The 11,817-nt window shown below is 61.0% G+C and carries 12 protein-coding genes and 1 pseudogene; 6 read left to right on the top strand and 7 right to left on the bottom strand.

The window, feature by feature from the left end:
* Positions 1-13 precede the first annotated feature (13 nt).
* Positions 14-256 (bottom strand): phosphoribosylformylglycinamidine synthase subunit PurS, encoded by a 243-nt coding sequence (gene purS / locus C5748_RS23570; RefSeq protein ID WP_105744952.1) that lies wholly within the window; start codon positions 254-256, stop codon positions 14-16.
* Positions 257-334: 78 nt separating this feature from the next.
* A complete protein-coding gene (gene purC, locus C5748_RS23565) occupies positions 335-1,099 on the bottom strand; it encodes a phosphoribosylaminoimidazolesuccinocarboxamide synthase (protein WP_105744909.1) in 765 nt (254 codons plus the stop codon).
* A gap of 256 nt (positions 1,100-1,355) precedes the next feature.
* Between purC and C5748_RS23560 the strand changes: the two genes are divergently transcribed.
* Positions 1,356-1,676 carry a DUF1476 domain-containing protein gene (locus C5748_RS23560; RefSeq protein WP_105744950.1) on the top strand — a complete coding sequence of 107 codons (321 nt, stop codon included), beginning with the start codon at positions 1,356-1,358 and terminating at the stop codon, positions 1,674-1,676.
* Positions 1,677-2,081: 405 nt separating this feature from the next.
* On the top strand, positions 2,082-2,843 hold the full coding sequence (locus C5748_RS23555) for an HpcH/HpaI aldolase family protein (RefSeq protein WP_105744907.1): 762 nt from the start codon (positions 2,082-2,084) through the stop codon (positions 2,841-2,843).
* On the opposite strand, the gene C5748_RS23550 is transcribed toward C5748_RS23555, so the two are convergent.
* Entirely contained in the window at positions 2,840-3,388 is a 549-nt protein-coding gene (locus tag C5748_RS23550; protein ID WP_105744905.1) for an RBBP9/YdeN family alpha/beta hydrolase, read from the bottom strand. The two genes, C5748_RS23555 and C5748_RS23550, sit on opposite strands and share 4 nt — an antisense overlap.
* 179 nt (positions 3,389-3,567) lie before the next feature.
* On the opposite strand from C5748_RS23550, the pseudogene C5748_RS23545 reads away from it, so the two are divergent.
* Positions 3,568-4,365: pseudogene (locus C5748_RS23545) on the top strand (VOC family protein); the annotation flags it as partial.
* 254 nt (positions 4,366-4,619) lie between these two features.
* Here C5748_RS23545 and purB read toward each other — a convergent pair.
* The 4 genes from purB to C5748_RS23525 form a co-directional block, all read right to left on the bottom strand.
* Positions 4,620-5,924 carry an adenylosuccinate lyase gene (gene purB, locus C5748_RS23540; RefSeq protein WP_105744902.1) on the bottom strand — a complete coding sequence of 435 codons (1,305 nt, stop codon included), beginning with the start codon at positions 5,922-5,924 and terminating at the stop codon, positions 4,620-4,622.
* A gap of 375 nt (positions 5,925-6,299) precedes the next feature.
* Entirely contained in the window at positions 6,300-6,980 is a 681-nt protein-coding gene (gene rpe, locus C5748_RS23535; RefSeq protein ID WP_105744900.1) for a ribulose-phosphate 3-epimerase, read from the bottom strand.
* A gap of 57 nt (positions 6,981-7,037) precedes the next feature.
* A complete protein-coding gene (locus C5748_RS23530; RefSeq protein WP_105744898.1) occupies positions 7,038-8,045 on the bottom strand; it encodes a P1 family peptidase in 1,008 nt (335 codons plus the stop codon).
* Positions 8,045-9,118 (bottom strand): ABC transporter substrate-binding protein, encoded by a 1,074-nt coding sequence (locus tag C5748_RS23525; RefSeq protein WP_425350297.1) that lies wholly within the window; start codon positions 9,116-9,118, stop codon positions 8,045-8,047. Before C5748_RS23525 ends, C5748_RS23530 begins: the two co-directional genes overlap by 1 nt.
* A 195-nt stretch (positions 9,119-9,313) precedes the next feature.
* On the opposite strand from C5748_RS23525, the gene C5748_RS23520 reads away from it, so the two are divergent.
* The 3 genes from C5748_RS23520 (at position 9,314) to C5748_RS23510 (ending at position 11,617) form a co-directional block, all read left to right on the top strand.
* Positions 9,314-9,862 (top strand): flavin reductase family protein, encoded by a 549-nt coding sequence (locus tag C5748_RS23520; protein ID WP_105744895.1) that lies wholly within the window; start codon positions 9,314-9,316, stop codon positions 9,860-9,862.
* Between the two features lie 264 nt (positions 9,863-10,126).
* Positions 10,127-11,029 (top strand): alpha/beta hydrolase, encoded by a 903-nt coding sequence (locus tag C5748_RS23515; protein ID WP_425350296.1) that lies wholly within the window; start codon positions 10,127-10,129, stop codon positions 11,027-11,029.
* 144 nt (positions 11,030-11,173) lie between these two features.
* Positions 11,174-11,617: a hypothetical protein gene (locus C5748_RS23510; protein WP_105744891.1), complete on the top strand. Its 444-nt coding sequence runs from the start codon at positions 11,174-11,176 to the stop codon at positions 11,615-11,617.
* Positions 11,618-11,817: the final 200 nt, after the last annotated feature.

The following is an 11,817-nucleotide window of genomic DNA, read 5'->3' as shown; positions in this document are numbered from 1 at the left end:
CAAGCTGCAACCTCTACGCGATCTCCACACTATAATCTTCAATCACGGTGTTGGCGAGAAGCTTGTCGCACATCGCCTTGATGCGGGCTTCGGCCTCGTTTTTGTCCTTCGTGTCGAGTTCGACATCGAAGACCTTGCCCTGGCGCACGGAATTGACGCCTTCGAAACCGAGGCTGTCGAGAGCGCCGACGATGGCCTTGCCCTGCGGGTCGAGAACGCCGTTCTTCAATGTAACGGTGACGCGTGCCTTGATCACTGTCTTATCCTGCTGGAATTCTGCTTCGATTTTGAAATTGCAGGCCCTGAATGCATTACGCATTCGGGGCCTGATGTCTTACTTGACGAGAACCGGTCCCACAGGGCGGGGCGTTTCGTTCTCGTTCATGATGCCGAGACGGCGCGCCACTTCCTGATAGGCCTCGACGAGGCCGCCCATGTCGCGGCGGAAGCGATCCTTGTCCAGCTTGTCATTGGTCTGGATGTCCCAGAGCCGGGCCGAGTCGGGCGAAATCTCGTCGGCGACGACGATGCGCATCGTGTCGGCTTCCCAGAGACGTCCGCACTCGATCTTGAAATCGACGAGCTGGATGCCGACGCCAAGGAACAGGCCGGAGAGGAAATCATTGACGCGGATGGCAAGCGCCATGATGTCGTCGATCTCCTGGGGGCTTGCCCAGCCGAAGGCGGTGATGTGCTCTTCGGAGACCATCGGATCGTCGAGCGCATCGGCCTTGTAGTAGAACTCGATGATCGAGCGCGGCAGGACCGTGCCTTCCTCGATACCGAGACGCTTGGCGAGCGAGCCGGCGGCGACATTGCGCACGACGACCTCGAGCGGAATGATCTCGACTTCCTTGATCAGCTGCTCACGCATGTTGAGGCGGCGGATGAAGTGAGTCGGGATGCCGATGCGGTTGAGCTGCGTGAAGATATGCTCGGAAATACGGTTGTTGAGCACGCCTTTCCCGTCGACTACCTCATGCTTCTTCTTGTTGAAGGCCGTGGCATCGTCCTTGAAGAACTGAATTAAAGTCCCAGGCTCAGGCCCCTCGTAAAGGATCTTGGCCTTGCCCTCGTAAATACGGCGGCGACGGTTCATGGATTTTCCCAGATGTCTGACCTATCGGAGCGGTCGTGCGACCGCGGTGTTTGCGCGCTACCTATAGCAAATGGCCGCTTTTCACAATCATGCTTTACGCCGCTCCTCTCGTTTTTCGTAGGAAACTCCTGAGCAGCCCCATGAGTCGTCTATGAGGCAATTCCGATTGATCTTGCGCGCCTCTTTTGATTTAGACAAGGCGACACCATATCGAACTCGGATTCGAAAACAGAAAACCAGCGCTTGGAGTTAAATGATGACCGGGATGGACGATCGCAAGGATGCCTTCGAAAAGAAATTCGCCCATGACGCAGAATTGAAGTTCAAGGCGGAGGCGCGTCGCAACAAGCTCCTGGGCCTTTGGGCTGCGGAAAAACTGGGCAAAACGGGTGATGAAGCCGACGCCTATGCCAAGGACGTCATCAGGGCCGACTTCGAGGAAGCGGGCGACGAGGACGTGTTTCGCAAGATCCGCGCGGATTTCGACGCAGCCGGCGTCGCGCAGTCCGATCATCAGATCCGCCGCACCATGGATGAACTTCTCCTGGAGGCGGTTCGCCAGATCCAGGAAGGCTGAGTTTCCGCCGGATGCCGTAGACTTTCAGGAAAGCCGCCCTTCACGGGCGGTTTTTTTGGGCTTGCACGATGGGGCGCATACTGCGCTATGGATTTCGAGCCGTTCTGCACCGCCGAAAAAATGGAGATGGCGAGGCATGGATTCCTGTGACAAGCACAGGAATGACGGGAGTTTGGCTGTTGTTGGCTAATTTGTCAGCCTTTTAGTCTCCTGAACGGTTTTCATGAGGGCGAAATCGTCACCACCTCCGTCATTCCTGTGCCCGGGCCTGTGCTTGTCACAGGAATCCATGTCTCGGCGATGCCGCGGTCGCTGCGGTGAAATGCCGTGCTGAAACCGGTTCCGGTTTTCGGGCCGATGCGCTAGGTTCTCCCGGCCTCACACATTTCTCCAGGATTCCGCGCTATGTCTCTTGCTTCCCGTCTTCGCTCAGGTGAAACGCTTTTGTCCGCCTGGTCGGCCCTGCCGGAGCCGTTGACCATCGAGGCGGTGGCGCGGACGGCATTCGATGCCGTCACGCTCGACATGCAGCATGGCGGCCATGACGAGCAAAGCGTGCTGCGCGGCCTCGGCCTCATCCTGGCGCTCGGCAAGCCGCCGGTGGTGCGCATACCGGTCGGGCGCTTCGATATGGCGAGCCGCGCGCTCGATTTCGGTGCCGAGGCCGTTATCGCGCCGATGATCAACAGCGTCGAGGATGCGCAGCGTTTCGCGGCTTCGATGAAATATCCGCCGGTCGGCGAACGATCCTGGGGGCCATTGCGGGCCAATATCGGCTATGGCGAGCGCGGATCGAACGATTATCTGACCAATGCCAACCGCGAGACGCTCGCCTTTGCGATGATCGAGACGCGGGCGGCATTCGAGGCCGTGGACGGCATATTGGCGGTACGCGGCATCGACGGGGTTTTCGTCGGGCCGAGCGACTTTTCGATCGCCTGGAGCAATGGCCGCGAATCCAACCCCGGTTCCGAGGCGCTGGTCGAGCCATTGACGGAAATCGCCCGCAAGGCAACCGCTGCAGGCAAGCTTGCCGGCATTTACGCGCTCGATCCCGCATTCGCGCGACGCTACGCCCCGCTCGGCTTCCGTTTCATCACGGTCTCGCACGACACGAGCTATATCCAGATGGGCGCGCGGGCGCTTGTCGACGCGATCAAGGCCTAAAGCTGCGACAGGAATTTGGCGAAGACCATCGAGCCTTCCGGCCACGGGCCGTGACCGGACTCGGCGTTGATATGACCGGATTCGCCCGCATCGACGAGCAATGATCCCCAGGCCGCGGCGATGTCGTCGGCCACTTCATAGCGGCAGAAGGGATCGTTGCGGCTGGCGATGGTGATCGACGGGAAAGGCAGGGGGTCGCGCGGATAAGGGCCGAACGTCATCAGATGACGGGGCCTCACGCTCGGATCGGCGACATCGGGCGGCGCGACGAAGAAGGCGCCCTTCACCTTGTCCTTGATCTCGGGCAGCGCATGGATCGCGGTCGCCACCCCCAGCGAATGGGCGACGAGGACGATGGGACGCGTCGCCTGGCTGGCCGTCTTGATGAGTTCTGCAACCCAGTCCTCGCGCACCGGTTTCGACCACTCCGCCTGCTCGACGCGCCTGGCGGTCGACAGATTCGATTGCCATCGGGTCTGCCAATGGTCGGGGCCGGAATTGGTATAACCCGGGATGATGAGGATATCGGCGTCTTTGACTTTCATCGCCCTGATTTAGATGGCCGGCTGCTGCTCTTCAAGACGCTTGTCGAAGCATTCGCCAAAGCACTCGCCAAAGCACTCGCTTGCAATCGGTGAACAGGTTGTTCGCAGAATCGCGCCTTGTGCGATGCGGCGAGTGTGGCGATCTTATGCTGCAACAGACGGAGACAGAGATGAGTGATGTACCTTTTGCGGTGACAACGCCGATCCGCGTTGCCAAGGTGGGATTGAAGGCGAAGGACGCGGAAGGCCTCGCCGCCTATTACCAGGATATCGTGGGCTTAAGGGAAATGGCGCGGCGCGGCAGCGCCATCATTCTTGGTGCGGGCGACCGGGAACTCATCGAGATCGAACAGTTTTCCGCAGCCAGGCCCGACGATCCGCGCAGCGCCGGCCTTTACCATACGGCTTTCCTTTTGCCGTCGCGCGGCGACCTGGCGCGCTGGTCGCGGCAGGCCATCGACCGGCATCTGCCGATCGCCGGTGCTTCCGACCATCGTGTCAGCGAGGCGATCTACCTGACCGACCCGGAAGGAAACGGCATCGAGATCTATGCCGACCGGCCGCGCGATAGCTGGCAGTGGGAAGGTTCGAAGGTCGCCATGACCACCGAGCAACTGGATGTCGGTGGCCTCTTGCGCGAACTGGAACAGGACAAACGCATGTGGGACGGCGCACCTGTCAATACCGTCATCGGCCATGTGCATCTGCGTGTCGGAGACGCCGCCGAGGCTGAAAGCTGGTGGCATCGGGAGGTCGGCTTCGACACGATGCAGACTTATGGTGACAAGGCGGTGTTTCTATCGTCCGGCGGCTATCACCATCACATTGCCGCCAATTCCTGGCAAAGCCCCCGCGCCGGCAAGCGCGACAGGGATCGCACCGGGCTTGCGTGGGTCGAGCTTGAGGATACGGGTGCCAAGAAAAGCCGTAGCCTTGAGGATCCGTGGGGGAATGTCGTCAATATCGTTGCGGCCTGAAACGGAAAAAGCCCCATGCGTTCAATGGCATGGGGCCTTTGGTTCCAAATTTGATTCTGGACGTCCCAGTCGTTTCTGGTCTGTCAGAATTGGCGGTATCCTCTCCGGCCGTCATTCTCGGGCTTGTCCCGAGAATCTACAACGGCATGATCTGTTAGAACCGGCAATTTCTGTTCTTTTCATTGTCGCAGATTCTCGGGACAAGCCCGAGAATGACGGCGGACGAGGAGCGTTATCCTGCCGGCGTTCAAGGCCTACTTCCCGAACACCCGCCGGAAAATCGTGTCGACATGCTTGGTGTGATAGCCGAGATCAAACTTCTCGCGGAGCTGTGCTTCCGGGAGCGCGGCGCGGACATCCTGGTCGGCGAGCAGTTCCTCGAGGAAATCCTTGCCCTGCTCCCACACCTTCATGGCATTGCGCTGGACGAGGCGATAGGCATCCTCGCGGCTCACGCCTGCCTGCGTCAGGGCGAGCAGGACGCGCTGCGAATGGATGAGGCCGCGGAACTTGTTCATGTTCTTCAGCATGTTGTCGGGATAGATCACCAGCTTCTCGATCACGCCGGCGAGACGGTTGAGCGCGAAGTCGAGGGTGATGGTCGTGTCCGGTCCGATGGCGCGTTCGACGCTCGAATGCGAGATGTCGCGCTCGTGCCAGAGAGCGACATTCTCCATTGCCGGGGTGACCGACATGCGCACCAGGCGGGCAAGGCCGGTCAGGTTTTCGGTCAGGACCGGGTTGCGCTTGTGCGGCATGGCCGACGAGCCCTTCTGGCCCGGCGAGAAGAATTCTTCCGCCTCCAGCACCTCGGTGCGCTGCATGTGGCGGATTTCGATGGCGACGTTTTCGATCGACGAGGCGATGACGCCGAGCGTGGCGAAGAACATGGCGTGACGGTCGCGCGGAATGATTTGCGTGGAAACCGGCTCCGGCTCCAGGCCGAGCTTGGCGCAGACATGTTCCTCGACGCGCGGATCGATATTGGCGAAGGTGCCGACCGCGCCGGATATGGCGCCGGTGGCGATCTCGGCGCGCGCGGCGATAAGGCGGGCGCGGTTGCGCTCCATCTCGGCATAGAAGCGCGCAAAGGTGAGACCCATCGTGGTTGGCTCGGCATGGATGCCGTGGCTGCGGCCGATGCGCACCGTGTCCTTGTGCTCGAAAGCGCGTGTCTTGAGCGCGGCAAGCACACGGTCGAGATCGGCGATGAGGATGTCGGCGGCGCGGACGAGTTGGACGTTGAACGTCGTGTCGAGCACGTCGGACGAGGTCATGCCTTGATGCACGAAGCGCGCATCCGGCCCGACGAATTCGGCCAGATGGGTCAGGAAGGCGATGACGTCATGCTTGGTCTCGCGCTCGATCTCGTCGATGCGGTCGATATTGAATATCGCGTTGCCGCCTTTTTCCCATATCGTCTTCGCCGCCTGCCGGGGAATGACGCCGAGCTCGGCAAGCGCATCGCAGGCATGGGCCTCGATCTCGAACCAGATGCGGAATTTCGTTTCGGGGGACCAGATGGCGACCATTTCCGGCCGCGAATAGCGCGGGATCATATGTTCATCCTGTTGACGCAGCCCGGGTGAGAGGCTGACGGGCGATGTTGGAAACTGATGCTGGCGGTCTACAGAGATGTTGTGGTTTTCGCAACAGTGTTGCGTTTATCGCGCTGCAACTTCCCCTCTCTTGCAAATTCTAAGGACTTGGGAAGGCCCAAGTCCAAGAATTTGCTTTCTCTCCCGCAAGGGGAGAGATAGCGGCACGAACGCTTTTGCCAATCGCCAACGTCTGCGATTGGCAGGAAAGATGGGGCAGCTTCTATCTCTCCCCTTGCGGGAGAGAAAGCGATTTCAACATCTTAGCCCGAACGGAGCGAAGCGAAGTGGAGGCTAAGTGTTAGAAATTGCAAGAGAGGGGGACGTTTCGCAACATCACCGTTCCTTCTTCCCCAGTGCCGCCTTGCGGATGGCGTTGATATTGGCGCGGTAGCTCTCGATGGCGCCGCCCTTGTAGATGGCGGAGCCGGCGACAACGGCGTTGGCGCCGGCCTTGACGACTTCGCCAGCCGTTTCAGCAGTGATGCCGCCATCCACTTCGATGTCGATGGGGCGATCACCGACCATCGCCTTGAGGCGGCGGATCTTTTCCAGCGTCGCGGGGATGAATTTCTGCCCGCCGAAGCCCGGATTGACGGTCATCACGAGGATCAGGTCGATATCGTCGAGCACATATTCGATGGCCGATTCAGGCGTTGCCGGGTTGAGGGCGACGCCGGCCTTCTTGCCGAGTGCGCGGATCGTCTGCAGCGAGCGGTGCAGATGCGGGCCCGCCTCGGCGTGGATGGTGATGATGTCGGAGCCCGCCTTGGCGAAGGCTTCGAGATAGGGATCGCAGGGCGCGATCATCAGATGCGTGTCGAAAACAGCCGTGGTGAGCGGCCTTATCGCCTTCACCACCTCCGGGCCGAAGGTGATGTTGGGCACGAAATGCCCGTCCATGACGTCGATATGGATCCAGTCCGCGCCTGCATCGAGGACATCGCGGACTTCCTGGCCGAGCTTCGAGAAATCGGAAGCCAGGATGGAAGGGGAAATGACGAGCGGACGGGGCATGGCGGTCTCCCAGATAATTCAAGCGCGGTTAGCACGGGGAGGCGACGGGTGGAAGCCTTATTCCCGGCTTTTCCAGACGGGGAACGGATCGTGCGCAGCGGGTTCTGCCGCATGGACGCCGCGCGCGATGGCGCGGGCCATGGTCGAGGCGGCGGCTGCACAGAGATCGACGAAATCACCCGGTTGCGGCACCGTGCCGCTTGTCCCCGTTGCCAGAGCGAAGACCAGATCGCCATCGAAGGGCGTGTGTGAGGGCCAGATGGCGCGGGCAAAGCCGTCATGGGCGGCAACGGCCAAGCGTTTTGCCTGCGCCTTGGTCAAAACGGCGTCGGTGGCGATGACGGCGATGGTGGTGTTTTCAACGGGAGCGGCATCGCGGAATTTGAGCGCGACGTCAACCGCATCCGCGGGCAGGGGATGCGGCAGGCCGAGACCGCCGAATTCGGCGTCGATCTCGAAGGGTGCGGCCCAGAAATGGCGGCTTTTGCCGAGCGTTACCGAGCCGATGGCGTTGACGGCGGCAAGCGCGCCGATGGTCATGCCGTTTTCGAGAATGATCGAGGCGGAGCCGAGCCCGCCTTTCAACCCGCTGACGAGCGCGCCGGTGCCGGCGCCCGCCGTGCCGATGGCAAAATCCTGCGCGGCGTTCTGGACGGCTTCATAGCCGAGTTCGCGATAGGGCGGATAGCGGCCCCAATCCTTGGCCCCGCCATTCCTCAGGTCGAAGAGAATGGCTGCGGGCACGATGGGAATATGATGCCCGCCGACTTCGAAGCCGATGCCGCGTTCACGCAATGCCGCCTGCACGCCGGACGCCGCATCGAGGCCGAAGGCCGAACCGCCCGACAGGACCAGCGCATTGACCGTCTCGACGGTATTCTGCGGCTCCAGGAGATCGGTCTCGCGGGTGCCGGGCGCGCCACCCAGAACCTGCACGGCGGCGGTGGCGGGCCTGTCGCAGAGGATGGCGGTAACGCCGCTCTTTATGCGCGCGTCCCCGGCATTGCCGACACGCAGGCCACCCACATCGGTCAGGAGATTGCGTGGTCCCTGCCTGAGCGCCATCACTTGGCCTCGGGTACGAAATGGCTGCCGTCATAGCGCAGCAGCCGGTAGGGATTATCGCTCCGCTCGCCCTTTTCATCGAAGCTTATGGCGCCGAGCGCGGTGTCGAATGTCCTGCTGCTGCGCAACACGGTGAGCACCGGCTGCTTTTCGGCCTCGGCCGCCGTTACGGCCTGCATGGCGATCTGCAGCATTGCATATCCCGGTACGGCATAGCCTTCGGCCGGTTTTCCGGTAGAGTGGATCGCCGCCACGGCGGGGGCTGCCGAGGGAAGCGTTTCGGCCTCGGGCGTGGCGATCATCAGCGTGCCTGGTGCGAGATCGGTGGCGCCAGGTGCGGCCATCAGCGCTTCGTCGCCGGCGATCTCAAGCGGATAATCGAGCTCGGCGGCAGCGCTGGCGACCGCCGCCGCGTCATCGCGCTCGCCGCCGATGAAAACCTGCGTGGCGCCGGCGCGGCGCAGCCGTGAGACCAGCGCGCTCTGGTTTTCAAGACCTGGCCGATAGGTATCGGTAAAGACCGGCTTCAGTCCTTTCTCCTCCAGGGCGATGCGCACGCCCAGCGCCAGTTCGCGGCCGCGGATCGTGCCATCGTCGATGATGGCGAACGGCTTGTCGCGCCACAACCGGCCAAGGATTTCACCAGCCGCGGCGGCTTCCCTGTGGCTCGGCGGAATGAGACGAAACACCGGCAGAGGTTCCTTCGCCCGCCTTTCGGTGAGGCCACGCTCGCGGATGCCCGGCGTGAGCACCGGTATGTTCTTTTCGGCAAGGAGCGGCAGGGCTGCCTCCAGTGCTTCGATGCAGAGAAAGCCGGTGGCGATCCGGACCCCTGCCTTGATGAATGTCTCTGCGGCGGCGGCCCCGCCCTCCGCCGAACATTTGTCATCAACGATGATGGGAGTGGCCGCTTTCCCGGCAGGCGCCATCGTCGTCGCGATATGCGCGCCATCGGTCAATTGGTGTCCCAAAAGCGCGAATGAGCCGGAGAGCGGTGCCGCGACGCCGATGCGCATATCGGCTGACGCAGCGGAACTCGCCGCCGGAAACGACAAAGCGAGGCTCATAAACATCGTTTGGAGAAGCGATAATAGCTTCATTCAGCTTTGTCGGTCCCTGAAAATGACTATGTAAGCGGGGTAGCGGTTTCCGTTCGACTGTGCAATGCCGCTCTAACCATTCAGTATCTATTCGGCGTCGGGATGCATGTACAAACGGCCGCAAACGCTTATGTTCGGGGCAGCAATGAACATATATGCCCAAACACTATGCCCAAACACCATGAAAGTGAAAACGTGCTTTACGTGAAGGACAATACGCAGAAGACGCCTGTTATCGATCCGCTTTCCTATCGCAACGCCATGAGTCATTTCGCCGGCGCCGTGCATGTGGCGACGACGGACGGGCCAGCCGGGCGGCGCGGCGTAACGATCTCGGCCACCTGCTCGGTTTCCGACGATCCGGCCACGGTGCTGATCTGTCTTCTGCGCGAGCATGAACAAAACAGGCTTTTCATCGAAAACGGCGTCTTTGCGCTCAACACGCTGGCCTCACGGCATCGGCCGCTCTCGGAAGCATTTTCGGGGCGGCTGGCGCTGTCGCAGGATGAACGCTTCGCGCTCGGCGAATGGGAAACACTGCAGACGGGGTCGCCGGTTCTTTCCGATGCGCTCGCTATCTTCGACTGCCGCATCGTAAGCTGGCAGGACCACGCAACGCATCATGTGCTGTTCGGTGAGGTTGCCGATCTCAGGATGGGCGAGCAGGATCAGGCGCTGGTTTATTTGAACCGGCGTTATCACGGGCTGGATTTGTGAGCGGTACCAGGGAAAAGTGGGCGCCGTTGAGATGCATCGCATCGGAGGCTTTCACTTTCAGACGGAAGCAGTGACTCCCGTCATATCAATACGGCATTTTCATTTTTACCCAAGCCGCGATGGCGGCGTTGAGGCAGGGTTCCTGTGCTTGTCACAGGAAACCATGCCTCGCCCTTTCCACCGCACCGGCGGTACAGGCTTGTCTTCGCCCGCTTTCGGGGAGAGGGTGAGGGGCACGGTTCCATTATATGCGATAGCACTGGACTGGGGAGACGGATGAGGATTGGATCGAAGGCTTCATTTCTGGCAGCGCTATGCCTCCTGATCCTGCCGGTCGCCGCCGCGCATGCGGAGCTCGCTCCCTATAAGGATGATTATTTCGCCTATCCCGGCATTCTGAAGACGGCCGATAATGGCGATTATCTCGTCATCGACTATTCCGAGATGCGCGACATAAACGGACGCGATGCGACGCCGGAGCGGCGTGTCAAAGACGCCTATGTCTCGCTCAAGCCCCGGCGCTCGCAAAAGGATCTGACCGTCACGACGCCAGCCGGACCGGTGAAGACGCTCGCCGTGGGCAACATTGCGGGCAATGCCTCCGTCATCGTCATCTATCTGCACGGGCAGGGCGGCAACCGGCTTCAGGGCATGAACGACTATACGTTCGGCGGTAATTTCAACCGGCTGAAAAATCTGATGGTGCGCAATGGCGGGCTCTATCTCTCGCCCGATTTCAGCGATTTCTCTGATAGAGGAGAGGCGGAGATCGCCGGATTGATCGCGGCGGCGAAAGCATCATCACCGCATGCGCCGCTCATCGTGGCCTGTGGCTCGGCGGGTGGGACGCTGTGCTGGCGTCTCGCCAGCGACCCCCGGACGGCGCAGACCCTTTCCGGCCTCGTCATTCTCGGTTCGCTATGGGACCAGGATTTCCTGTCTTCGCCTGCCTTCAAGCGGCGTATTCCCGTGTTCTTCGGCCATGGCAGCCGCGATCCGGTCTTCCCGGTCGAAAAGCAGGAGGCTTTCTACCGCGCCATTGCCAAGGCCGCGCCCGGTTATCCCGTCCGCTTCCACAGGTTCGAGACGGGAAACCACGGGACGCCGATCCGCATGACCGACTGGCGCGGCGCGATCAACTGGATGCTCGCTGCGAAGCCGAAATAGGGCCGAAACTGGCTGAAACAGGCCGAAATAGGTTGTGGAGTGATTCGAAATTCTGTTGCTGTGGCGTCCGTGCCACTCGACAATTGGGCAAAACCGAATAGTTTCCGGGCTATATCAGTTCCCATCGCTTATGAGGTTTACGCCATGCGCGCTTGCGTCCAGACCGGGACACGTATTCTCCTGTTAACAATGCTGGCACCGCTTGCAGCCTGTGCGATTACTTCGGGAGAGCCTTCTTCCCGGCCGTCGATCAATCCGTTGCCGCGGATTCTGCCGCAGTCGATGCGCTCGCAGGTGGATCCGGAGCTTGCCCGTCCCTGCATCTCGGCTGCGGCCGATAAATATTTCCTGCCGGAAAGCGTCATCTCGGCGGTCGATTCGCGCCCTGCCGGCGCTAATACGGCGGTCGTGCTGAGGGTCGATCTGCGCGATGCGCTTTGCACGGTCAGCTCGAGCGGAACCGTGCGTTCGGTTGTCGATACATCGCCGAAGAGCGCCGACCAGGCGGCGGCAGACGAAGCGGCCCGCAAGCGCGAGGCGGCGGAGTCGGCCAAACCGGCTGCGAAAAGGAAGAAAAAGAGCAGCTAGAACGGTTCCTGTTTTGATGGAATCGTCGACCCTTACACCATTCTGCACCGCCGGAACTGTGGAGATGGCGAGGCATGGATTCCTGTGACGAGCACAGGAATGACGGAGATGGGGAGTTTCGTTCCTATAAGCTATCGTTCTGCGGGTTGAAAACGCCCGCGATTGGTTGACAATAGTCATTCCTGTGCCCGGGCCTGTGC

It is taken from the genome of Phyllobacterium phragmitis (assembly GCF_002980495.1).
GTDB classification, from domain to species: domain Bacteria; phylum Pseudomonadota; class Alphaproteobacteria; order Rhizobiales; family Rhizobiaceae; genus Paramesorhizobium; species Paramesorhizobium phragmitis.
This window is presented reverse-complemented; position numbering and strand designations above follow the sequence as displayed.

What these genes read in the sequence shown, in the direction of transcription:
- C5748_RS23555 (WP_105744907.1), top strand. Translation starts at nt 2,082, where the DNA reads ATGTCTCTTGCTTCCCGTCTTCGCTCAGGTGAAACGCTTTTGTCCGCC.
- C5748_RS23510 (WP_105744891.1), top strand. Translation starts at nt 11,174, where the DNA reads ATGCGCGCTTGCGTCCAGACCGGGACACGTATTCTCCTGTTAACAATG.
- C5748_RS23520 (WP_105744895.1), top strand. Translation starts at nt 9,314, where the DNA reads ATGCCCAAACACCATGAAAGTGAAAACGTGCTTTACGTGAAGGACAAT.
- purB (WP_105744902.1), bottom strand. Translation starts at nt 5,924, where the DNA reads ATGATCCCGCGCTATTCGCGGCCGGAAATGGTCGCCATCTGGTCCCCC.
- C5748_RS23550 (WP_105744905.1), bottom strand. Translation starts at nt 3,388, where the DNA reads ATGAAAGTCAAAGACGCCGATATCCTCATCATCCCGGGTTATACCAAT.
- C5748_RS23525 (WP_425350297.1), bottom strand. Translation starts at nt 9,118, where the DNA reads ATGTTTATGAGCCTCGCTTTGTCGTTTCCGGCGGCGAGTTCCGCTGCG.
- rpe (WP_105744900.1), bottom strand. Translation starts at nt 6,980, where the DNA reads ATGCCCCGTCCGCTCGTCATTTCCCCTTCCATCCTGGCTTCCGATTTC.
- C5748_RS23530 (WP_105744898.1), bottom strand. Translation starts at nt 8,045, where the DNA reads ATGGCGCTCAGGCAGGGACCACGCAATCTCCTGACCGATGTGGGTGGC.
- C5748_RS23560 (WP_105744950.1), top strand. Translation starts at nt 1,356, where the DNA reads ATGACCGGGATGGACGATCGCAAGGATGCCTTCGAAAAGAAATTCGCC.
- purC (WP_105744909.1), bottom strand. Translation starts at nt 1,099, where the DNA reads ATGAACCGTCGCCGCCGTATTTACGAGGGCAAGGCCAAGATCCTTTAC.